The following is a 23,639-nucleotide window of genomic DNA, read 5'->3' as shown; positions in this document are numbered from 1 at the left end:
GTGGCTGTAAACCGCCGGGGGAAATGCCTCACAATGGCCGATGAAAGGTTTTCGAAAGGGGCCGATGATCGTTCGCGCCGTTTCATGGGGTGCGATTACTGGATCCGAGTGATCGCCGGGCGAGAGATGCCGGTTTTTGCCGCCACGGTGAGGCGGGTCGCGGCCGTTACGTCCCGGGTCTGGAGTTCCTCTGGTGAGGCGGCGCGGGTGATCGGCATGGACCCGGTGATGACTGCTCGGGTGATCCGCATGGCCAACAGCGCCTATTACAACCCGGGGCTCCGAAGCGTGGGGGTGTTGAGCCGGGCTGTGGCCGTCATCGGCTTCGACGCCCTGCGGCAGTTGTGCCGGGCAACGGAGGTGGTGGAACAGGTTTGCGAAGGGTTCCGGCGCCGGCAAATCGAGCGGGAGGCGGCCCGATCTTTTCTGGGGGCCGTGTTCGCTCAGCGATTGGCGGAAAGCCGGTACGAAGAATATCCGGAAGAGGTCTTCACGGCGGCGTTGCTCAGCCGGTTGGGACAGATCGGATTCTGGTGCGCCTGCCGGGGTTCCATGCTGGCCGAGATGGAAGCGGCGTGTGCGGCCGGGGTCCCGCCGGATGTGGCCGAAAAGGCCGTCCTGGGTTTCTCCTTGAAAGAAGTCACTTTGAAGCTGGCCATCGACTGGAACCTGGGGGAATTGCTGCAGCGGACGCTCAGAACCTGGGAACACCCCGACGTGCGGGGACAATGCATCACTTCCGGAGCCAATCTGGTGGCGGTGTTGAGGCTGGGCTGGGAGTCCCCTCAGGTGGTTGGCCTGCTGGAAAAGCTTGCCGAATTCGTGAACCTCCCTCATGAATCCATGCTGCGGCTGGTGCGGGGGGCTTCCGAGCATGCGCGGCGGGCGGCTCGGGATGCGGGCATGCCGTGGGCGGCGGATATCCCCGTTCCGGGCGGTGAAAAGGCACCGGCCGAGGAAGCGGTGCAGGCTTCCGAGCCGCCGACCGTGGAGGGGCACGGTGAAACCGTCGTGGAGACTTCGCCGGTATTGGACGTGAACGAACCGAGTGTTCACCTGCAGATCAACCTGCTGAACGAGATTGGGGCGATCCTGACCTGGGACGCCGACCGCCGGAAAGTCCTCGACCTTGCGTTTGAAGCCGTTCTGAAGGGTGTGGGGATGGACCGGGTCTTTTTTGCGAGACTTTCTTCGGACGGGCTGTTTCTGGAGATCACCCGGTCGGCGGGGTGGCGGGGAAGACGGCCGGACGGGATGATCATAGGGGTTCAGGGAAAACCGAATGTTTTCGGTCGGGTTCTCGACGTGGCCCACGGCTTGTGGGTGCGGCCCGACATGGTGGAAAGCGGAGCGATGGAGCTGGAAGCTGAAGCCAAGGCGCTGTTTGAAACCCCATCGTTTTTCCTGATGCCTATCGTTTCGAGAGGGGTGGCGCACGGCCTCATGGGTGCCGACAGAGGCCCCAGCGGAAGGGACCTGGACGCTGAGGCGTTCGAGCAGTTCAAGGTTTTCTGTTACCAGGTGGCTTTGGCGTTCGCGCTGGGAGGGCCATAAAAAAAACCGGGCCCGAAGACCCGGGTTCCGGTCTTTGCGGTTTTGAGGAGGGACCGGCCGTTCACCGGATCTTCCCGGGCCGTCAGCTTCCCTTGAGCCCTTCTTTCCCTTCTTCCTTTCCAAAATTCCTGAGCCATTCAGGATGCAGCCGATCGGCCCGGATATCACCGCCACCGCCGAGCATGTCGACGTAGGATTCCACGAGGATGGTCTGCTCCAGCCTCGGGCTCAAGGATGGGGCACGCCGGAAGCCAAATACGTATTCTGGGAACTTGAGCGCGACCGCTTCGTCTGTCGCGGCTTTCCCTACCCTTACGACACCGCGGCGGACAAGACCCTGCACGCCGGGATGCCCGAACCCACGCCCTGCGCCTGCTGCCGGCCTCCTGGCAGGAGGATCGGCCGTAGCCGATGCGAAATCCCCGGTAGAACCGAGCTTTAAGATTATCCCAGTCCCGCCCGATCCCGGATCAACCCTTCCTGAGCGACCACCGCCACCAAGGAGCCGTCGCGAGTGAAAATGCGCCCGAAGCTCAGGCCCCTGGCTCCGGCCGCCGTAGGACTTTCCATGGCGTAGAGGAGCCAATCATTGATGCGAAAATCACGGTGGAACCACATGGCATGGTCCAGGCTGGCCACCTGCATCGTGGGTTGCCAGTAGCTGCGGCCGTGGGGGTAGAGGCTGGTGGCGACCAGGCCGAAGTCCGAAGCATAGGCCAGCAGATAGCGATGGAGGGCCGGGTCGTCCGGCACGCTTCCCTTGGCGCGAAACCAGGCGAAGCGACGCGGCTCCCGGCGCTCCGGTGCAAAGGGATTGTTCGGATTCACCTGGCGGATCTCGATGGGCCGGGGGCAAAGGATCCGGTCGCGAATGTGGGGCGGAATCCGTTCGGAGACCTGCCGCGCCATCTCCAGATCCGACTCCAGCCCCTCTGGTGGCGGCAGGTCCGGCGGCATGCGATCCTGGTGATCGTATCCCGGTTCGGCCACCTGGAAGGAGGCCGACATGGAAAACAGCGCCCGGCCCTTCTGGATCGCCACCACGTGGCGGGTGGTGAAGCTGGTGCCGTCACGGATGCGGTCCACCTGGTACACGATGGGAAGGCGGGCATCACCGGGCAGCATGAAATAGGCATGCAGGCTGTGGACTCGGCGTTCGTCGGGCACGGTCTGGGATGCCGCCGACAGGGCCTGGCCGAGTACCTGGCCGCCGAACAAGGCCGCGAAGCCCAGGTCCTGACTTTGGCCACGAAAAAGGTTCTCTTCGATTTTTTCAAGCTTGAGCAGCTGAATCAGCTCCCCAAGAAAATCTCTGTCTCCATGATTCTTCATAGCTTTTATCGCCTTTCGAGCAAATATAGTATAAAAATAATGTTAGTTCTGTAAGACCTAAAAGAAAGCTTTTTAATAAGATTTGCATTTCGCAGTTACCACTCATCTAATTAGGCTAATTTGCTGTACACAGCCTTTGGGTTTGTCTTTCGCAAGGTTGATCTCTGTGTTCACGGGAAACAAACGCTTGAGTCCCTTGACGCTGTAGCCTTTCCTTCTGACATGGGTGCAGATCTTTTGCTTCTTGTTCCCAAGCTCCAGCTTGGGAACGAGGGGAAACGGAGCTGATGCGCTTGCTGCTTCAAGGCCATCTGGATCTACCTCAGAGGGTCCACCCTGGATGCCGTTCTAAAAGATCCGCACCCAATGAGAAGTGAACCCGTCACGGCGGAGCACTCGAGCTGGTTTCAGAGGGATGCCACGACCTCGGAAAGGCCCTCACCAAGAAAAGACCTTGTCCAGTTCCTCGTCCGGGATGTCGAAGGTGACGTTGTGCGGGGAGATGGGTTCTTTCTTCATGAAGTCCGGCAGCCGGTCCTGCTGCGCCGTGAAACCCGCTCGACGGTTGAAGTCCCGTTCCATTTCCAACACCTTTTTGCCCAGGGCCGTCACGTCGTCGGCCGTCATGGAGAGCCCGTAGAAGGCGTTGATCATGTCGATGAGCGCCTGGAAGGTGTCGGGCTGGTCCAGGATGGCGAAGGCGATGAAAAGGCACATCCCCGTGGAATCGATGGCTGCGGTGGCGATTTGCAGGTTCCGGGAAAGCTCCACCTGCCCCTGGGGACTCAAAGGGTCTACGTCGCCGCCGATCTTGAGGATGTTGGTCACCACAGCGTAGCCCGCCGTGTGGTCCGCCCCCATGGTGCTGGTGGCGAACGTGACGCCCATCCCCTTAACGGCCCGGGGATCGTAGGCCGGCATGGCCTGGCCCTTCACCACGGGGACCCGTTCGATCCCGAATACCTTCCCGGTCACGGCCGCCCCGCTTCCCAGGATCCGCCCGAGCGGCGTGCCTTTGCCCACTTCCTTCACCAGCTCGATGGCGGCTTGGGCATCGCCGAACTTGGCCAGCCCCGCTTCCATCGCCACCCCGATGGTGGCGCCCATCTCGATGGTGTCGACTCCGATGTCGTCATCAAGGAAGTCCATCTGTGCGATGGCATCCAGGTCATCGATGCCGCAGTTTCCGCCGTGGGCCCACACCGTTTCATATTCGGGCTGCTTGGTCAGATAGTGGCCGTCCTTGTCCACGTAGACGCCCGAGCAGCGGATTACGCAGCCCCGGTGGCACCCGTGAGTGGGAATCCCGCCCCGGGCCTTTTCCGTCTCCGCCAGGGTTTCGCCGCTGATCTTCGCCGCACCGGCGAAGCGGCCTTCCTTGAAGTTGTAAGTCGGATAGGCCCCGGCTTCGTTGATCACGTTGGTGAGCACGTTCGTGCCGTAGGCGGGCAGCCCTTCGCCGGTCACGGGGTGCTTGCGAAGGCCCTCGACGAAGCGCTTGTTGGCTTCCTTGTAAGCTTCAGGGTCCTTGGGCGAACGCATCTTCAGACCCGTGTCGTCCAAAACGATCACCTTGACCCTTTTAGCCCCCATAACGGCCCCCACGCCGCCTCGGGCCGCATGGCGTGTCGGCCGGAGTTCCGGGTCGGTGCAGGCCACCGTCGCCGCGGCAAGCTTCATCTCTCCGGCCGGCCCGATGGAAATCACCGCGATCTTGTCTCCGTGCTCCTCTCGCAGTTTTTCGACGGTCTTGTAGTTTCCAAGGCCTTTCAGCCCGTTGTCGGAGACGATCTTCACGCCGTCCTTGTTGATCAGAACCTTGTACAGGTCGTCGCCCTGCGGCTTGCCTTCGATAACGATGGCCGCATAGCCCAGGCGCGCCAGCACCTGCGATGCCTGGCCCCCGGCGTTGGCTTCCTTGATGCCGCCCGTCAGCGGGCTCTTGCAGCCCATCGAAATCCGCCCGGTCATGGCTCCCGTGGTCCCGCTAAGAAGCCCCGGAGCGATCACCAGCTTGTTCTGCGCCGACAGTGGATGGCAGGTGGGGGGGACTTCCTTGGACACAATGGCCGAAGTGAGCGCTCTGCCGCCGAGTCCGGCGTATTCGCCCAGCGGCTGCTCCGAAATACCGGGGCCGCCTTCCGCGCTCATGTCGATTCGCAGTATCTTGTCCATGCTCCTCGCTCCTTTTGTTAAATCCGCCACAGGTTTAAACGCCTTGCCCTCGTCCTTCAGGTTCCTTCCAGGTGCTTTCCGCTTCTTCCGGCTTGCAGCCCACGATGACGCGATCGCCCATCACGAGCGTCGGGAAGCTCTGAGCCGGGTTCAGGCGCGACAAGGTTTTTTAGGACCTTGAAGCGTCCTTCGCCGACGAGAAGGTCCACGTTCACGCTTTCGTAGGGGATGTCCCGCCGATCCAGCCATTCTTTCAGGCGGCGGAAATGGGCGAACAGTCCGTAGAGCGTAACCCGGGAAGATTCTTTGCCGTTCCGTTCATCCATCGATAGGCCTGCCACCGAGAATGACCCGAAAGTACTCCGGTACTTCTTACAGTTACGGAACCGATATTGGAATGAGTGCCACAAAATCATACTTTGCTGCGTTTGTAAATTGTGTCTGCATAGACATAACGAAAACCTTCTCGCGGAAAAAGAAAGACGCTCATCCTACCGATTCGCGAAACCCGCTCAGAAGGTTCTCCCATTGGATCGTGCACCTTGAAGGAGACAGGAATTCCCACGGTCGGACCCTCCCTAAGGGTATGGCCCATCGAGGGGGCGGGTTTGAAGCCCGCCCTCTCGGATGAGGCATCGGCGCCTTACGGCTGCGGGGATGTTAGAGCTTGTCCAAAAACAAGATCATGAAAGAAAGCCGGGCACTGAGGTTCCTTAAGGAGAAAGCACTGGCCGAAGCGGCGCCAAGCAGGGGTTTCATCACCCCCGGGATATCACGATGAGAGATTCGGCAGGCAGGCACACGGCGACGGTATCGCCGCAGGTACAGAACACATCGCGGCCGCAGAAGGCGACCAGCGGCACTCCAATGTCCACCGTCACCTCGGTGCCGTGGGGCCGCCAGGTGACCTGGCGGACGACGCCGGTATAACAGTTTTCCGTCTCCCCGCCACCGGCGGCAGACGCACCTGCAGGCCACAGCTTGACGTTTTCCGGGCGGATACCAACCACGAGTTTTCCCCCGAGCCCCACACCACGCCCGGGCAGTTTCAATTTGAGCCCGCCAACTACAACGTGCATGCCGTCGGCCACGCCTTCATACAGGTTGCGTGTTTTCATGAAACGGGCGGTGAATTCATCGCGCGGGTTGGCGGCGATCTCGGCGATGGTACCCGTCTGCACCACGCGGCCGGATTCCATGATGGCAATCCGGTCGGCGACATCGGCGGCCTCTTCAAAATTGTGGCATACATGCATAAAGGTCGCCCCGGTTTCCCGCTGCAGGCGGCGCAACTCGCGTGCCGTATTGGTGCGCAGATTCTCATCCAACGCCGACAGCGGCTCGTCTAGCAACACCACCGTCGGCCGGATGGCCAGCGCCCGTCCCAGGGCCACCCGTTGTTTCTCGCCGCCGCTGAGAAACTGCGGGAGCCGCTTTCGAATACCCCCGATTCGCAGCTGGTCGACAATCCGGTCGACGATTGCCGCTATCTCCGCGGCCGGCAGTCGGCGCGCTTCCAGCCCGTAGGCGATGTTGCGCTCCACGTTCAGGTTGGGAAACAGGGCGTAATCCTGCGGCACATAAGCGATATTGCGTTCCTCGGGGAAAAGCGGCGTGATGTCTTCGCCATCCAGCAGGATGCCGCCGCGCTCCTGGCGGTACATCCCGACGATGTATTCGATCAGTACGGTCTTGCCGGCGCCGGTGGGACCAAGGAGCACGAAATATTCGCCATCCTTCACGGTGAGATTGATATTCTCCAGACGGAATTCACCCAGGGTACCGAATAAATTGCGGATCTCGATCATCGCTGGTGTCCTCCTGCCGGCTACCAGACATATCCCTTGGCGCCGATGCGGTGCATAACATAGACCGACACCCCGCCGATAAGCACCAAGATGTACGCCAGGGCGAAGCCATATTCGACATTACCGAACTCGATCTGTGCCCAGACAGCCACCGACAGCCAGTCGGCCCGGTCGATATGCAGCGCCTGTTCGAAGGCACTGAAGCGCTCGGGGGGTAGTTCACGAAAGGTACCACAAAAGAAGAGCACCGCACCGAACTCCGCCATCGCCCGCGTCCAGGCAAGTATGATACCCGCAATCAGGCCGCTCTTTGCCAGCGGCAGGGTGACGGTGCGGAAGGCGCGCCAGCGGCTGCTGCCCAGGGAGCGGGCGACATGCTCGAAACGCGGATTGATGCTTTCGAAGGTCGCCTTCCAGGCGCTCAGCCCGAGGGCAAAGGAGAGCACGAAGGAAGCGATGATCATCCCCGGAAAGATGCTGTGGGCGAAGCGAAAGCCCAGGTGCTGCTGAAGTTTCCACAGCGGACCGTAGTTGAACATGACGATCAGACACAGGCCCACCGAAGAGGCGGGAATGACGATGACGGAAGAGAACAGGATCTCGATAAACCACTTCCCTCGAATGGGGTAGCGGCTGAGGGCATAGGCCGCCGGAATGCCGAGAACGGCGGCGATGGCGGTGGTAATGACGGTGATCATCAGGGTAAGATTGAGCGATTTCCAGAAATAGGGATCGCGCCAGAAACCGCCGGCGAAGCGGTTCATAATCTCACGGTTATCATCCCAGGCCAGCAGCTCCCGGGTTTCGCGCGCCGCCTCGGTAACGAACAACTGATCGATGTTACTGAGAAACAGCCAGGCGCTAAAGCAAAAGAGAAAGCCGACGAAGCTGCCGAAGAAGGCCTTGAAGAGCAAACGGTCACCGACACCACAACGCGATGCGGTCGCTACCGGTGCCGAAACATCACCAGACATGGCTTTTCCCCCGATCAGACGCATGGCGGCCATGGCGGTAACCGCCATGAGGATACAGACGATGGTCATGGATACCACCCAGCCCATCATGCCGCCGTTCCAATCCAGATAGATTGCGAACGGCATGATATCGGTTTTCCCTTCCGAGGCACCGACGAAAAGCATGAGTCCTTCCCACTCGGCCGCGGCCCGCGCCCAAACGACGAACATACTGGCCATGATGCCGTTCTTGGCCAGCGGCAGCACCACCTTGAAGAAGGTGCGGAAGTTGGAGGCCCCAAGCGAGCGCGATACGGTCTCGAACCGCGGCGGAATCATATCGAAGGTCGCTTTCATCAGCCGGGCACAGAAGGCACAGGTAACGGTGAACTGCACCAGGAGGACGCCGTAGACATTGCGACCGATGTAGATATCGTAATGGCTGCTTACAAGATCGAAGGGAAAGCGGGTGGTGATGCCGAACAGGAACGCACCGACCACCGCCGGGGAGACAACGATGGGAAGATCGATAACCGCGGCAAAGAGATTGCGACACGGAAAGGAAAAGCGCGACAAAGCATAGCCCGCGGGGATACCGAAAAGCAGGGAAATGGATGTTGACACACTCGAGGTCCAGACCGTGAGCCAGAAACGCTGCCACATCCGCGGCTGGGAAAAGAAGTAAACCGTGTCACTCCAACCGAGATAGATCCAGTTGCTGACCACCATGGTAAGGTAAAAGACGACGACCAGCAGGATGCAGCCGCCGGCCACCGCCGGCCACCAGCGACCGCGGAAAGCGCCGCGGGGACGGAAGCGGGGCGGCATCACAGGCGCGGATCCGGCCGCTGCCGATTTCCCGGCACCCATCACGACCCCGAGCGCAAGGTTTTGCGCTGCCGTTCCACCTCTTCGATGAGGTCACCAACGGTTTCCGGCGTCACCGGAAAGGTTTCGTCCTTCACCGCCCGGGCCGCGTTGACCAGATAGCGCATATCGGCATCGGTGGCATCGTCAAGGCAGAAGCCCTGCGCGTCCACCGGGATGTTCGGAGTGATGACGTAGGCGTGCTTGTGGAATATCCGCCGCCCCTCAGGGGAAAGGATGAAAGCCTTGAGTTGTTTTGCCTCCTCTTTGTACCGCGCACAGGTCAGGGTCGCCACCGGCAGCCGGACGATGCCCCGGTAGCGCGGCTCGATGGGAACGATCTCCACATCCCGCAGATAGAGCACCGCGGTGGTCGACCATACAATGGTGGCATCGATGGCCTTGTGCTGGGCGGCGTTGCCCAGCTCGGGAATGCATTTCGCGCTTAAGGTGGCGTTCTTTTGGACCTGATCCCAGATGCCGGCCTTCTTGAAGATCTTTTCATGCCACAGGCCGATGGCGCAGGAACGCGGGTTGCCCAGCCCCACGCGCACCCCCGGACGGGCGAAATCCTCGATCTTGTGAATCTTGGCGGGATTGCCCCGCGGGGTGATGATAACGGTGACGAAATAGGCCGGAATGTCGGTTGCGGGATTGTAGTTATCGACGAAACCGCGTTCCTTGGCCTGCAACAGGTAAAACTCCTCGCCGGGCATGAACAGGTCGCCCTGCCGCGACCGGGTCAGGTCGGCGATAAAATACCCGGAACCCTTGTAGGAGAAGTTGACCCGCTGGTCCGGGTACCGTTTTTCCCAGATCTCTTTGATCTCGTTGAGGGATGAGCGTTGCCCGACGCCGGCATGGAACAGCAGTTCCTTTTCGCCTGCCGTCGCCGGCAGGCCGCCGGCGAGCCAGGAAATGACCAGCACCACGGCCGACAGCAGATAGCCTTTCTTCATTGTCCGCCTCCAGTCAGCAGGAATTTTTGTGGTCGGCCATCAGTTCTCCCGGGCGACCAAGGTCTTGCCGAAGGTGTATTCCCACTGGAGAAACACCCAATCGGCTTCGGTGTCGGACGCCATCTTCCGGGCGAATTCATCCGGCCAGAAATGACCGTAGCCGGCCATCAGGACGTTGTTGGGACTCGGTTCCCAGGTGGTGATGATATCCAGCTCACGGCCCACCTCGTCGCCGCTGCCGCCGGTGGGGTCACGGTACGCCTTCGGGTTCAGATACCAGGCGTCTGCCTTCTCGGCGAGAAGAAACTTGTGAAATCCAGCCTCCATCCTCACCTTCTTGTGCGGCTTCAGCTCCAGCCCGGCCTCGTAATCCTTCAGGTTCCGCCAATGAAAGAGGTTCATCCGGCCGTACATCCGGTCGCGGGCGCCGAAGGCCCCGGAAAAGGTTTCGTGGTCGCCGTCGGCGGGATCGTCATCACCCGAGGCATAGCTGTATTGCAGGGTTGCAAACGGCTTCCACGGCAGCGGCAGGTGATATCCCACCATCGCGTGCCAGCCGTAGGCGTCGAGATCGTCACCGGCGAAATCACCCGCCTCACGCAAGAAGGTGAAATCGAAATCGAAGCCGTGGATATCCCGACCGTACAACCGCCCCCCGACATACCAGGAATCGATATCGCCGGTCCGGCGGAGGAACGTCGCACCGCCGGCACCATCAGCAACATACATCATCGTCTCGCCGGTATAGTTGTCATGCCGATCATCCTTGGTGAAGAACGTCGGCTCAAAGGCGATGAGAAAAGGCCTTTGCACCAGATCGACGTGCCCGTAACCGCCAAGGCCTTCAAAGCCGTGCCGGTGATTGAGACTGAAGGTATTCACGTCATGGAGCATGGTACGGCCGTAGAAAAGATCGACGAAGCCTCGGTCGAATCGCCACGACAGCTTGGCGGCATCCCAGATCCAGCGGCCCGTATTGCCCCACTCGCCGGGACCGAATATGCGGCAGTCGCCGTAGCTCACAAGCTGCCGTCCAACCCGTAGGGAAAGCGATTGTGCGAAGAGATGATTGAACTCGATGTAGGTGGTGTATAGCTCCAGGTAATCCTTGTTGGGGTTGTCTTCACGGCGGAAAGAAGCGTTGTAGAAATCCTCGTCTTTCATGCTCGAGTCCCAGCACACGGCGTGCTGACCCCAGAGGGCAACATGGATATCGGCGACGGGATACCAGTCAATCCCGGCCCGAAAACGGCCGAGCAGAAAACCGTCGTCTGTGGTGCCGGCGGGCGGATTCCTGCCGTAAAACTTTTGGTTGAAATCGTCCTGAAACTCATAACGATAGCGCATCCCGGCGCCCATAGTCAGCACCGGATCGGCGTCTGCGAGGCGGGGATCTGCCCACGATACCGGCAGCCAGGCAGAGAACAGCAGGAGCACTACGACCGAATTGGCGAGCGTTTTACTCATTTCCCAACCAGTTCCAGGAGTCTCGAAGAACGGACGCTTAATTCACAGCACCATCACTGTCGCCACCGCCGGCACCGACCTTTCGGGAGAGCAACCGGCAAAGCAAACAATGCCTAAGGGTGCGGATCTTTTAGAACGACCATCCAGGGTGACCCTCTGAGGTAGATCCAGACGGCCTTAAAGCAGCAAGCGCATCAGCTCCGTTTCCCCTCGTTCCCAAGCTCCAGCTTGGGAACGGCCTCACCGAAGCTGGAGCTTCTGCACAGCTGTGTTCCCAAGCTGGAGCTTGGGAAAAAGAAGCAAAAGATCTGCACCCAATGCCTAAGACGGTTGCAACAAAGCTTACAAACCTTTGAGGTTTTCCCTGTATCATGTGATTTACCATTATGTCAAGACAGACATACCGGAAAGCAACCCGAAATGAGCACATCCGTGCGGTTGTTTATGCTCGGCATGGCGACTGGTTTCCCCTCGTTCCCAAGCTCCAGCTTGGGAACGGCCTGCCCGGGAAGCTCCAGCTTCCCCTTGCTGTAAACGATTCAAATTATAGCGTAAAAAAAATAATAAACTTAATGTTTGACGCCAAATTCTAATTTCCCTCCCCTTGTGGGAGGGGGATTGCACCTTTTCCCCTCCCCTTGTGGGAGGGGGATTGCACCTTTTCCCCTCCCCTTGTGGGAGGGGATTAAGGGGAGGGGAATGTAAATGTAACTGATTGTCATACGGTAATTTTCTCACCCTCACCCCAACCCTCTCCCATCAAGGGAGAGGGGGATTGCACCTTGTTCCCAAGCTGGAGCTTGGGAATAAGGTGGAAAATCTTACGCCACCCGGTTAATATGAGCGGCGTTCAGTTACGTCGATCGACTAAGAGCCGTCCCGGACAAACCGAGATTCGGGAGAATAACACTTTTGCAGGACGCTGCGCGTCCCGCGAACTCCCGCTGAATTTGTCTTTGTACGCGGGCGCGCGCTATGCGCGCCCCTGAACAATCGTCACGAAGTCGTCGAGTCGGGGCGAGTAAGCTCGTCCGACGCTTGACTTCAGACGCAGCGGCGTTATACATCCACCCAGAACTCATTATAATAGGTTGCAAAATGATGGTTAAAGGAGTTTGCAATGCTCTATAAATTTGACGGAAAGCAACCGGTAGTTGGAAAAAACTCATATGTCAGTGACATTGCAAGTGTCATCGGTGATGTCGTCATAGGAGACAACTGCTATATTGGGCATGGTGCCATTTTAAGAGGTGATTATGGAAGAATTGAAATAGGGGATGGGACAGCGGTAGAAGAAGGAGTAATCTTTCACGCTCCACCTAACGATGTGAACAGAATCGGGAAAAAAGTTACTATTGGCCACGGCGCTGTGGTGCACGGGAAACACATTGGCGATCAAGCGGTTATCGGCATGGGGGCCGTAATCAGTATTTTGGCTGAAATTGGAGAATCGGCGATTGTAGCAGAAGGAAGTATTGTAAAGGTTAAGCAAATAATTCCACCGAAAGTAGTCGCCGCTGGAAATCCAGCCAAGATTGTACGAGAACTAACTGATAAAGATCAAGAATTTTGGAATTGGGCCAAACAGCTTTATATTGATCTGGCTAAGAAGTATCTGGATGTTGGAATGGAGCCGATAGACAACAGGTAACATGTCATTCCCCTCGTTCCCAAGCCAGCGCTTCGGAACAAGAGGAATTCTATTTCCCCTCCCCTTGTGGGAGGGGATTAAGGGGAGGGGAATGTAACTGATTGACATACGTTAATTTTCTCACCCTCACCCCAACCCTCTCCCATCAAGGGAGAGGGGGATTTTTTGACCTTGTTCCCAAGCTGTACCTTCCACCTTGTTCCCAAGCTCCAGCTTGGGAACACAACTGTGCAGAAGCTCCAGCTTCGGTGAGGCCGTTCCCAAGCCAGCGCTTCGGAACGAGGGCAAACGGAGCTGATGCGCTTGCTGCTTCAAGGCCGTCTGGATCTATCTCAGAGGGTCACCCTGGATGTCGTTCTAAAAGATCCGCACCCTTTCTCGATTCAGTAGGCGAGACTTCCAAGGGAACGCATGATCAGCGTGAACCCCATGGCGAGCATGCCCATGAGTCCCATGCCGCACGAAAAGCCGGCAAGGAGCACCGGTGCGTACTGGCGCCAGGCGAGCCCGTATTTTTTCACAAAATAGTACCGGCCGAGGAGCGCTCCGATCACTTCCAGGAAGATGCTGTGCGGCGTGGACTGCCCCAGTCCGCGGACGACCCCGTAGATGAGGAGCACCGGCAGGTTGAGCGCCGCCAGGACCCAGTAACAGGCGGCCCCCAGGCCGAACCCCCACGCGGCGTAGTTCAGGTTCAATGCTTCGAAAAAGGGCGAATACCCCTCGAGGGTGGCGCTCTGGAGGAGGAGAGTATTGAGGGCCTGGAGGTGCCAGAGTTCCTGGGCATACGGGTACTGGTTGGAAGGGATGGGGGCAAGCCGCCAAATGTACTGGGAAAAAAGAAGGCTCGCGATCATCACGATGGGGAAGACCAGGATCTCCGCCTTGATGATGCTCCTGAAGCTGGTCCCCGTGAGTTCGATTTCGCGCCAGCGGACCGTCGCCTTTCCGTAGTTGTGAAACGGGATGGGGGCATACCAAATCCCGATCCCGTGGTAGCCGAAAAACTTGGACGCCGCGATGAAGCTGGCTTCCCTCACCATGGGCAGGCTCACGAACTGGCCGGCGATCCCTTCCAGCCGGGCGGAAACATAGGAAATGAACGGCGTGTAGATGAAGCCGTAGGCCACCAGAAAAATCCAGGGAAAGCCCGGGACCAGGGCCGACGAAATGACGACGTAGGTGGTTGTCGATGCCACGTAGATACCGATGGCGATCCAGATGTTGAAGTCCCCCCGCCCGGGCGGCGGCTTGAAAAGATCCTTCAGCCGTTGCCGAAACGGCCCCATGTCGCTTTTTCTGAGGCTCCCGATCACCTGGACGATGCCCACCACGGCCACGGCCAGCCCCAACCCGATGCTGAAGCTCATGTAAAAGTCGAAATTGTTGGCAAAAACAGTGTCCACGGTGCCCATGCCCTTGTGCCAGCGGTGGAGGATCCCGTGGTCGTACAGGATGGGGTTGGCGAAGAGGGTGATCAGAAAGCCGGCGGCCCCGCCGATCACCGCCCAAAAGGGCAACACCATGCCCACGAAGAGGAGTCCCAGGTCCAGCTGGATGCCCGTGGCCACGGCCGGAAGAATGTTTTCGGTGGCCGGCGTCAGTTCGATCCAGGGAATGGGCAGGATCCGGATCGGTTCCGAAAGGATCACCCCCGAGGCCGCCGGGACCAGCACGTAGACCGCTCCGAAGGCAAGCCCCAGCACACCCCCGATGGAAAAGATCCGCCACTTCCAGCTGGTTTCCGACCGTTCCGTGGATTCGGCCAGTGCCATGTTACCCAACGCACCCACAGGAGCCATGGGGAAGGGAAGTTTTTCCACGTCGGAGGTCAGCCGGTAGAGGGCGTAGCCGAGCCCAAAGTGATCCACCGCCTGGATCAGTTCGAAACCGATCATGAGGATGATAGGGATGAGCCAGTCGCGGTGGAAGAAGGTCCGATCCACGAAGGATTCCGAACCGGGCTGCGGGGCGATCCATTCGGGGATGTGTTGGGTGAGCCCCAGCATCATGGCCGCTTCCGACTGGACCAGGTACTGGTTCCAGAGAAGCCCCGAAAAGGGGGACGCCATGGCCGCGCCCGCCATGTAGTAGAGAACGAAGACTTCCTGCTGGCTAAGGCGCGTGTAGGCGCGCTTGGCGATTTCGGCAAAAAGAATGATGGTGACCCAGCGGGCGGCCGGGCCGATGCCTGTCCCGATCACCAGCCCCAGGTACATGGAGCCCGGCATCATGAGAAAGCCGATAAAAACGGCTCCGATGATCGATTTCCAGCCGAAGCCTTCCTCAAATTTTTCGGGCGGCTTCAGCAGGTCTCGATATTCCCTGAGTTCCTTGTCGTCGTGCATGCAAGATCCCCGTGTCAACGGTGCACGGACGGGCACGGCGGCTCGGGCGGCCGTTCATGCCCGGGCGGAAGCCATCCTCAAAGCGGCAGTACGTTATACCTCACCGGCGAAAAGAGCCCGGCGACCATCCAGGCGAGCGCCATCACCATGTCGCCGACGATCATGCCGATAAAAAAGCGCCGTGCTTCCTTGAACTGGGCCACGCCCCCGTAACGGAGAACCAGCGTGTTCACCAGCCAGCCGATAAAAAAGGAAAACCAGAGAATCCGCATGGCCGAGCTGTAGGTGGTGAGGTACCCGATGGGATGGAGCGGCCACCAGATGAACCGCTGATAGCCTACCACGAGAAAGGTCATCACGACGGCTCCGATGACCGCGAACGAGGTGCTCCACGGCTTGGGCCCTTCCGGGTATTCCACCAGCTGAGCCACGTTTTCGTGGACCCTTCGCGCCGTTTCCACCGCCCAGCTGTCGGGAAGCGTCGCAATGCCGTGTTTGTAATACAGGATCAGCATGGCCGCGAAAGAAACCGCCACCCCGATCACCACGGAGGCGGTCACCCCGAAAAGGAAGCGCCGCTTCGGTCGGGCCCCGTTCGACACCTTGGAGGCGTGTAACAGCGAAGGCATGAGGGACTCGCGCACGTCGACGAAGGTCACCTTTTGCACCACCAGAGCCAGGAAAACGGTGGCGGGGGCGATGAGGCGCGTGTCGAGAAAGGCCAGGAAGCCGTCTGAAGGCGCGGCGGTGAGGGTGAAATAGGGCAGGCCGCCCTGGCAGATGAGTCGGGCCGTGACCAGCTGGAGCATGAAGCAGACGATCAGAAAAAGAAACGCCGCCAGGAGCTGCATTCCGAAAAGGCATAACCACGCCAGGGTTCCCGCAAAACCGGCTGCGAAGAGCCAGAAGGAGACGCGAGGCGAAAGGAGCCCATGGTAGGCTTCGTCCAGCGCGGGATCCTTTCGAAAAAGCGTCCGAACGACGTAACTAAGGTGATACCGGCCGAGCCACAGGATAAAGAAGAAGAACACCCCGAAGGCGCCGATCATCTGCATTTCTTCCACGCCCGAGAGTACCGGCCCGAAGGTCGTCCCCAGCGCCGCCGACGGCAGGCGCCATCCCATGACCTGCAAGAGTCCCGGAAGAAGTCCTCCCAGCATGAAAAACCCCCAGAGGCTGAACGACACCTGCTTGGACGTGAGGAAGGCGAACCCGATGAAGGCCGGATAGAGGTAGACCTTCAGCTTGTAGAATCCGGAAAGCAGGCCTTCTTTCGGCATGTAGGGCTGCATGAGGATGAGGGTGGGGATCTGGGGAACCTGGGGGTAATGGGCGTGAAGACCGTTCAGAAGGTGAAGAAAGAAGGGAATGCTGCATCCCGCCAGGAAATACTTGTGGAAAAAGAACGCGCGGAGTGTCCCCTTTTCCGACTCGTCGCTCAGCGCCATGGGAACCCGCAGAAGGGGGAAATTCATCTTTTCATTTTCGATCCACTGGTGAGTGAATAGGCCCATCAATCCCATGAGTGCGGTATAGACAAGGGCGACGAAGGCGCCCCACCCTACCATGGGGGCGATCCACCGGTGCCATGGAATGGTATAGAGGACTTCCCACCAGGCCATGTCCCGGCCGCCTTCCAGGCCGTTGTAAAGCGCGCGGATCGTTTCCGGGTCGGTGGGAAAGAGTCCCGGTGGCAGCAGGGCTTCAAGAATTCGACCGACGGGCGTGGCCGTGTTGGTGAACCAGGCCGGGGTCGTGATGTTGATGATAAACGTCCGCATGAGGCCGGTGAAGGCGATGCCCGTAGCCACTGTGACCATGGCCCACACCAGCAGCAGTTCGTGAGAATGAAGCCGCCACGACGCCCGTACCAGCGAAAGCAGCGGGTTCAACACAATCACCAGCAACAGCAGGCACCCGAAGGAGGCCAGGGGAAAATGGCCGCCGGCGAGGGGGCTGTTCTGAAGAAACACATTGTTGTAAGGGGTCACCGCACAGAATAAGGCCGCCAGTGCCAGACCCAGCAGCAGGGGTACCGCGCGCACGTTTCGGTCCCGCATGAATCAGTCCTCAGCGACTTCGGTTGCGGCGGAATAGCGCTTCTTGGTTTCCTCATCCAGCAGGCGCCAGAAGAGCATCTGTTTTCTGAGCGACTTGATGAAGTTCTTGTTGGCGCGGAGCCACGCAGTCCGTTCTCCTGAGACCCGTATCATGAGAACGGCCAATTCCAGGTAACCGGGGTTGTCTTCGGAAGGGCAACAATGGAGCTGAACCCGCTGCTTGATGCCGAAGTCAAACGGGGCCAGCCACACGTAGGTGCGCAGCGTGAGGCATACCGAAGCCGGAAGCTGTCCCGAGCCCGTCTGCGGAACGTCCGGATGGAGCTGTGTATCGTCGACGATGAATTCGCCGTGAGCGATGTCCTGGTGGGCGAGGAAGTGTTCCGTGAGGTAGTTCATGATGCCGGATTCTTCCTGTTCTTTGAGAAGAAACGGGAGGTTGAGCGTCAGAGTGTCGCCGACGGGATCCGGGAGATCCCAGGTCCGCGTGACGTCGGGCATGGAAAGGCGGGCGGCGATCCGGGCCGGGTACAGCGAGGCCAGAAAGACCACGGTGAAGACCAGCACCATGCAGGCGACGCCCGCCAGCGACGAGTAGTTGAAGGTCAGCTCGGCGAACAGAGCGGTGTTTCCCAGGTACTTCGCCGTGAGCTGCGCCAGGATGTAGCCTGAAACCGTCGACAGAACGGCCAGCGAGAGTGCTTCCACGATGAAGAGAAACCCGACGTGCGTCGGCGCCAGTCCCACGGAAGTGTAGACGGCTATTTCCCTCTGGCGTTCATGGACGTGGCCGATCATGGTGTTGAGGCAGATGAACACGACGATCAGGATGGGAACGAGGAGGTTTGCAGCACCCTGGTAGCGGAGGGTCCGGCCGGCGGTTTGGAACCAGGTGCCGTTTTCGCCGACAAAGAGAGGATAAGCCAGCCAGGAAGCCAGCCTGTCCGCCAGGCCGACGGCGGTTCGCCCCGGTTCGGGAAGGATACTGACGGAGCGCGGGGTAGCCCCCAACGAGAGCGATGTCTCGTAGGGGACGATGACGATGGAATCCGACCGGGCGTTTCGGAATCGTTCCGTCATGGGAAGGATCTCTTCCCCCGCTTCCATGGCTTCCACCTCGACTTCCGTGATCTCTTCGTCGGGAGGTACTTCCAGGTAGGCAGGGGTGAGGGGGTTGCCGTCCAGGTCGTTGAGCCGTTCCAGCCGCCCTTCATCGAAGAAGCCCACCACCGTGAAGGCGTGGTCCCAGAGGGTGACCGAGGCGCCGATGTCGCGGCTCGGATCCAGTTCCAGTACCTCGGCGATGCGGACCGGCAGGAGCACCGCCCGGCTTTCCCCCTCTCGAAACCAGCGGCCGTGCCGGACGATCTGCGCCACGTGGTCCGGTGGCGCCTCACCCAGGCCCAGCACTCCTTCCACCGCGGCGGCTCGGTTTCCGGCCTGAACGAGCGCCAGCACCCGCTGAGACGGGTGGTCCGGCTCCACCCAGGCCCGAGGCCACAAGCGGGCTTCCCCGGCGAAGCGGGCCCTCAAATCCGCCAGGGCGATCGGTGTGAGTCCCCGCCGGATCTGGTGATGGAGCACAATGCCCCGATAGGCGTTGCTGTCGGCGATGCGCGTCCGAGTAGTCTTGTGGAGGGTCTTCACGTTGGTGAACGACATGACCGTGAAGGTCAAGATGATGAGGGTGATGCAGGTGAGCGCCGTTCGCAGTCGCCGCCGGAACAGGTTGGAAGCGCCGATCGCGAAGCCCGCTCCGAAGGCCTGCCACTTGTTCACGCCTTCTCGGGTATTGCCCCCCCTGCCGCGGTGAGCCTGCCGGCTGCGCTCCATTTCGTGTTCGAACCGGACGAAAATGATCCAGGAAACCAGAAAAGAAAGCCCCAGGATAAAAAAAGCGATGATCACCACCATCGGGTTGTAGGTGAGCTGAAATGCCGGATGGAGCGAGCGGATCACGAGGATGGTCGTTACCAGAATCAGCAGGAACGCCGTGATCTGCTTGTAGACGTTACGGAAACAGAAAAGGTAACGTTCCAGGCAGTAGGCGAAGGGCACGAAAAGCGCGATGAAAAACATGACGCCGGCCAGCACGTCCCTCTGTGTGCTCTCCACCTCATGGTAAACCACGTTGAGGTGCGCCCACGCCCCTACCACATGCTCCCAGAAAGCGTCGTAACGGTTCGCAGCCAGCATGGATTCCGCGCCGGTCAGGTCCTCCGATGCGCTCACGTAGAGATCTTCCAGGTAGCGGTTGACGATGCCGTGTTTGTGCAGGTTCTGAAGCCGGGTGCCGGCAAGCGCGTGAAGATCCAGGGCGACCCGAAGGGGAACCAGGGGGATGGCGGGCGGGGAGCCGATGAGAAAGCCTTTTCCGTCGGGGCGTTCCGGGGAGCTGTTCAGCAGCAGGAGTTCCTTTCGAAGGAGCGTGTCCGAAAGGATGAGTTTGAAGCGGGTGCCTTTTTCAAGGAAGACGGAAACGGCCATGGTGTCGCGGCCGTCCACCCGGCTGTACCAATAGCGTACCGGCTGAGCCCCGGTGGAACCGTCCAGGAGGTTGACCTTGGTCAGGTGGTCGAGCCGCTGAGGATTGAAACTCCCGATCACGTCCGTCTGCAGGCAGTGGAACATGACGAGGGTCGTGGTCGCGGTGTTTCCCTTGATGTTGATGCGGTAGTTGTCCTTTGCCGTCTGTTCCTTGTCCGCGGTCCAAGCGATCAAGCCCGTCTCCGAGTCCAGGCCGTAGGGTTCCAGGATAAGCTTCTGGAAGGCCACCTTTTTGCTGACCACGCCATGGAGAAAAAAGGAGCCGTCCCGGTAGCTCATGGCTCGGAAGATGCTGGAGCCCTGGATGGCCGAGACGATGGTTCCGGGGGCCGGCTGGTCGGGAAACAGTTCTCCCTGCCGGATGAAAAGGGCCCTGCCTTGCAGGCTCGAAAACCCCTCCACGCCCGCTCGGCACGCCCCGGCCAGGTCCGGATGGGCGGCCACGGATGCGATGATCGCCGGAAACACTCGGCCCAGGATTTCCAAGTTTTCCGTATTGACCATGGAGAACGTGTCGGCGGGCGTCGCCCAAAACGAAAACCGAGTGTTGAGGGTCGCCAGGGAAACAGCCGAACAGTCCGCGATGGCGCCGATGTCGCAGGCCAGGCAGTGGCGTGAAGATCCCGCAGGCATTTCGCTCTGCGCGACTCCGAAGCGGGTCGTGTCCACGAAGGGATTGACCACGCCGGCACGTTCGGCGGCTTCCTGCGACGCGCTGAGCAGCACCGGCCCCAGCCGGAGAGCCCGCATCTGGCGCCGAACGTTTTCCCGAAGCGGGAAGGTCGCGCCCCACTCCGCCAGGCCGAACGGCAAGCTCCGGCTCGAAAGGGAAAGACTGAGGAAGAAAACGGGGGTGTAGTCCCGGGCCAGCCGTTGAAGGGCGACGCTGGAACGCAGGTTGGACTCCCGTTCCTTCAGTTCGGCGCGTTCCGCCTGAATGTCGGGCAGCCCCTGATACAGCAGGGTGTAAGCCAGAGCCCGTTGTTCCTCGTCCAGATCTGAGGCCTTCTTCCGCCAGCTGAGGAGCCGGTAGGGGCGGGGATCTTCCAGGTCTTCCTGGGGCGGTCCCGACGGTTCGCCGTTTCGGATTCCGCCGCGCCGCTCCAGGGCCTTACGGTACTGGGCTTCCCGAATGAGGAAGTCGGCCCGGTCCTTGGCCCGTTCCGCCACGAAGTTCCAGACCACCACCCGGCCTTCCGGGTCGCCGAGGGCCAGGGGATCGGGTTCGTGTGCCTGCTTCCACAACTGATTCAGATGACTTCTTCGCTTTTTGACGATTTGCAGTTCACGCCGGAGATCGCGCATGTCGGCGGTGAAGGCCCAGTAGAATTCTCGTGTTCCCGCCAGCCCCTGGTTGTGTCCCGCAGTCGCCACCAGCAGCACGGTGCGCTGCGGAGGGTTATGGGACAGATGGTCCGCCAGGGCCAGAAGGAGCGCGATGGATGTGGCCTCGTCGGCCCCGGGAGCCAATCCGAGAACATGGGATCCCGCGTCATAGGAAGCTTCCACCACTGCCAGTTCGTCTTTCAGTTCCGCCGATGCCCCGGGAATGATCGCGTAGATGTTCTCGACGGTCTTGTTTTCCCATCGAGTGCGACTGACCACGGTGGCCGATTTCGCTGTGTCTTCAGCCAGGCCTATCAGCGAACGAGCGGTCTCCGCCGGCGCATAAAAACGTGGGAAAACCACCGGCGTCGGTGTGTCCTTTTCTTCGAACTCGACCCGTGTTGCGGAACCGTCTTCCAGGAAAATCAGGGCCTTTGCGCCGAACATCGCCACGGGGAACCATTCCCGGCCGGCTGTGAGGTCCATGAGCACGATGGCGCCTTCCAGGTCACGGCCGTTGAATTCGGCGAGCGATCCTTTGCCCACGTAAACCAGCGGGCCGGTGAGTCCCTCGTCGGGGGTCCGAGGCAGGTACGCCATGTTCGGCCCCCAGGGATAGAGCGGGAAGCGCCGGCCGTCCACTTCCACGTGCGCTTCGTCCACGACCGGAACGGGCTGATGGAATTTTTGGGTTCCCACCTGCAGCCCTGCGGCCTCGAAGCGTTCCCGGATCATGTCGGCGGCGCGATAGGCGCCGTCCGAACCGGTGGAACGATCGCCCAGGCCGGCGAAGAAACGCACATGATCCACCACGCTCGGGCCCGTATCCATCGCGGGCAAAGCCCCGGCGGCCGGCCGAACCGAAGCGAAGACAGCCAGGAAAAGGGCGAGCACAGCGCCGCCCAAAACGGAGGCCGTCATCCACAAGGCTGGCGGTCTGAGAGGTTTAGTCGGCATCCACACGATAACGGGTCCGATCGCACACGGGCTGCTTGGATCTGGAATGGCGGATTTCAAATCCGCCGCTTTGAATTCCCGGGGAAAGGTCGTGCTGCATTCGGCCGCCTTTTGCTCTGTCCGGCAACCATAAGAAGGCCGAACCACACGAGATCAGGCCACCTCGCCGACGGAGATTGTCAGCTTGTCACGGTCTTCGATCCGTTCCACGCGCCCGTCCCGAATCCAGACCACCCGGTCCGAAACTGCGATCATCTTGATGTCGTGAGTCGCGGAAATGATGGTGACTCCCCGTTCCCTGGAGAGGTCCTTCAGCAGATTGATGATTTCTTCGCCGGTCGAAAGGTCCAGGTTTCCGGTGGGTTCGTCGGCCAGTACAATGGTCGGGTCGTTCGCCAGCGCCCGCGCAACGGCCACCCGCTGCTGCTGGCCTCCGGACAGCTCCGACGGCTTGTGCTGGAACCGCTCCGCCAGTCCCACCAGTTCCAACAGCTCCATGCCTTTCTCCATGTACTCGTCACGGCTCATCCCGGCAAAGATCATGGGGAGGGTCACATTCTCGATGGCCGTCATCACTTGGATCAGGTTGAAGGTCTGGAAGATATAGCCGATCTTGCGACAGCGAAGCCATGCCAGTTCATACGCGTCCAACTGAGCCACGTCCACTTCGTCGATGAAGACCCGGCCGGAAGTGGGTTTGTCCAGCGCGCCGATCATGTTGAACAGGGTCGATTTACCCGAACCAGAAGGACCCATGATGGAAATATATTCGCCGGTCTTGATTTCCAGCGAGACGCCTCGAAGGGCTTCCACGCTCTGATGCCCCAGGCGGAACACCTTGGTCACCTCCTTGAGGCGGACCACGTTGTGTCGAGCCGTGTCATGCATGACAGTCACTCACCGGTTGTCCATGGGCCGGGCCTTCGACTCGGGGGGGTGAGGAACCCGGACGCTTCCGGGTTTCCTCACGGTTCGGCGCGAAGCGCGATGGCAGGTTGCATCCGGGACGCCACCAGGGCGGGGTAGAGGACGCCCAGAAAGGACAGGGTCACCGCGAGAAGCGCTGAGCCGCCCAGGATTTCAAGAATTGGAACCACGGGGAAGTGAGCCACCATCGCGAAGCCGAATTTGACAACCATGACCATCACCGCCACCGTCAGCCCCAGCACGCCGCCTGTCAGTCCTCCGAAGAGCCCCTGGTAGGCGGATTCCAGGATGAAAATCTTCACCACGAAGCTGTCCAGGGCCCCCAGGCACTTGAGGGTCCCGATCTCGCGGAAACGCTCGGTTACGGCCATCAGTTGCGCGTTTACGATGCCCACTACGCACACCAGAAGAGACAGGATAACCAGCCACCGATCCTTGGGGGTGCTCCCGAATTCCCCCTGCGATATGTCGTAGCCGGCGGAAAGTATTGCTTCCTGGAGCCTTTCGTCGGCGAAGGGCCACGCTCCGTTAAGCAGTTCGTAGCCGGTTGCCAGGTAAGAGAAGAAAGCCACTGCGAAAACCAGCGTGAGTGAGGTGATGAGCGAGCGAAAGAAGCGAACGCGAAGGGAGATGTAGGCGATCTTCATCACCTGCTTCCAGGGGAGCACGACCTGGCGTCCGACGGTGTTCATGGAAAGTGCTCTCCTT

15 protein-coding genes are annotated in these 23,639 nt (G+C 60.0%); 3 read left to right on the top strand and 12 right to left on the bottom strand.

Features of this window, described 5'->3' with window-relative positions; genetic code table 11:
- The first annotated feature begins 33 nt into the window (after window positions 1–33).
- Together FDQ92_RS02500 and FDQ92_RS02495 are read left to right on the top strand one after the other, a co-directional pair.
- Window positions 34–1,554 carry an HDOD domain-containing protein gene (locus FDQ92_RS02500; protein WP_170180143.1) on the top strand — a complete coding sequence of 507 codons (1,521 nt, stop codon included), beginning with the start codon at window positions 34–36 and terminating at the stop codon, window positions 1,552–1,554.
- A 142-nt stretch (window positions 1,555–1,696) separates the two neighbouring features.
- Complete coding sequence (locus tag FDQ92_RS02495) at window positions 1,697–1,996, top strand: hypothetical protein (RefSeq protein ID WP_137423131.1); 300 nt, start codon at window positions 1,697–1,699, stop codon at window positions 1,994–1,996.
- A gap of 2 nt (window positions 1,997–1,998) precedes the next feature.
- On the opposite strand, the gene tesB is transcribed toward FDQ92_RS02495, so the two are convergent.
- From tesB to FDQ92_RS02460, 7 genes are all read right to left on the bottom strand, one after another.
- A complete protein-coding gene (tesB, locus tag FDQ92_RS02490) occupies window positions 1,999–2,886 on the bottom strand; it encodes an acyl-CoA thioesterase II (RefSeq protein WP_137423130.1) in 888 nt (295 codons plus the stop codon).
- 438 nt (window positions 2,887–3,324) lie between these two features.
- A complete protein-coding gene (locus FDQ92_RS02485; protein ID WP_137423129.1) occupies window positions 3,325–5,061 on the bottom strand; it encodes an aldehyde ferredoxin oxidoreductase family protein in 1,737 nt (578 codons plus the stop codon).
- Between the two features lie 56 nt (window positions 5,062–5,117).
- The gene (locus FDQ92_RS02480) at window positions 5,118–5,387 is read right to left on the bottom strand and encodes a thioredoxin domain-containing protein (protein ID WP_211341333.1); all 270 of its coding nucleotides are present in this window, start codon (window positions 5,385–5,387) and stop codon (window positions 5,118–5,120) included.
- 432 nt (window positions 5,388–5,819) lie between these two features.
- The gene (locus FDQ92_RS02475) at window positions 5,820–6,869 is read right to left on the bottom strand and encodes an ABC transporter ATP-binding protein (RefSeq protein WP_137423128.1); all 1,050 of its coding nucleotides are present in this window, start codon (window positions 6,867–6,869) and stop codon (window positions 5,820–5,822) included.
- 20 nt (window positions 6,870–6,889) lie between these two features.
- Window positions 6,890–8,692, bottom strand: a complete 1,803-nt coding sequence (locus tag FDQ92_RS02470) for an ABC transporter permease (protein ID WP_137423127.1) — start codon at window positions 8,690–8,692, stop codon at window positions 6,890–6,892.
- Window positions 8,692–9,621 (bottom strand): molybdate ABC transporter substrate-binding protein, encoded by a 930-nt coding sequence (gene modA, locus FDQ92_RS02465; protein WP_170180142.1) that lies wholly within the window; start codon window positions 9,619–9,621, stop codon window positions 8,692–8,694. The genes FDQ92_RS02470 and modA overlap by 1 nt, the downstream gene beginning before the upstream one ends.
- Window positions 9,622–9,687: 66 nt before the next feature.
- Window positions 9,688–11,115, bottom strand: coding sequence for an alginate export family protein (locus tag FDQ92_RS02460; protein ID WP_137423125.1), 1,428 nt, complete (start codon window positions 11,113–11,115; stop codon window positions 9,688–9,690).
- A 1,120-nt stretch (window positions 11,116–12,235) separates the two neighbouring features.
- Here FDQ92_RS02460 and FDQ92_RS02455 point away from each other — a divergent pair.
- A complete protein-coding gene (locus FDQ92_RS02455) occupies window positions 12,236–12,766 on the top strand; it encodes a gamma carbonic anhydrase family protein (RefSeq protein ID WP_137423124.1) in 531 nt (176 codons plus the stop codon).
- A gap of 383 nt (window positions 12,767–13,149) precedes the next feature.
- Here FDQ92_RS02455 and FDQ92_RS02450 read toward each other — a convergent pair whose 3' ends face one another.
- From FDQ92_RS02450 to FDQ92_RS02430, 5 genes are all read right to left on the bottom strand, one after another.
- Window positions 13,150–15,114, bottom strand: a complete 1,965-nt coding sequence (locus tag FDQ92_RS02450; protein ID WP_137423123.1) for a peptide transporter — start codon at window positions 15,112–15,114, stop codon at window positions 13,150–13,152.
- A gap of 77 nt (window positions 15,115–15,191) precedes the next feature.
- Window positions 15,192–17,174 carry a DUF6785 family protein gene (locus FDQ92_RS02445; RefSeq protein ID WP_137423122.1) on the bottom strand — a complete coding sequence of 661 codons (1,983 nt, stop codon included), beginning with the start codon at window positions 17,172–17,174 and terminating at the stop codon, window positions 15,192–15,194.
- Window positions 17,175–17,177: 3 nt separating this feature from the next.
- On the bottom strand, window positions 17,178–21,968 hold the full coding sequence (locus FDQ92_RS02440) for an FtsX-like permease family protein (RefSeq protein WP_170180141.1): 4,791 nt from the start codon (window positions 21,966–21,968) through the stop codon (window positions 17,178–17,180).
- Between the two features lie 189 nt (window positions 21,969–22,157).
- Window positions 22,158–22,892: an ABC transporter ATP-binding protein gene (locus tag FDQ92_RS02435; RefSeq protein WP_137423120.1), complete on the bottom strand. Its 735-nt coding sequence runs from the start codon at window positions 22,890–22,892 to the stop codon at window positions 22,158–22,160.
- A gap of 77 nt (window positions 22,893–22,969) precedes the next feature.
- Complete coding sequence (locus tag FDQ92_RS02430) at window positions 22,970–23,623, bottom strand: ABC transporter permease (protein ID WP_137423119.1); 654 nt, start codon at window positions 23,621–23,623, stop codon at window positions 22,970–22,972.
- Window positions 23,624–23,639: the final 16 nt, after the last annotated feature.

Source organism: Desulfoglaeba alkanexedens ALDC (assembly GCF_005377625.1).
Taxonomy (GTDB): Bacteria; Desulfobacterota; Syntrophobacteria; order Syntrophobacterales; family DSM-9756; genus Desulfoglaeba; species Desulfoglaeba alkanexedens.
The sequence above is the reverse complement of the archived record's forward strand: the minus strand, read 5'-3'. Positions and strand labels throughout refer to the sequence as shown.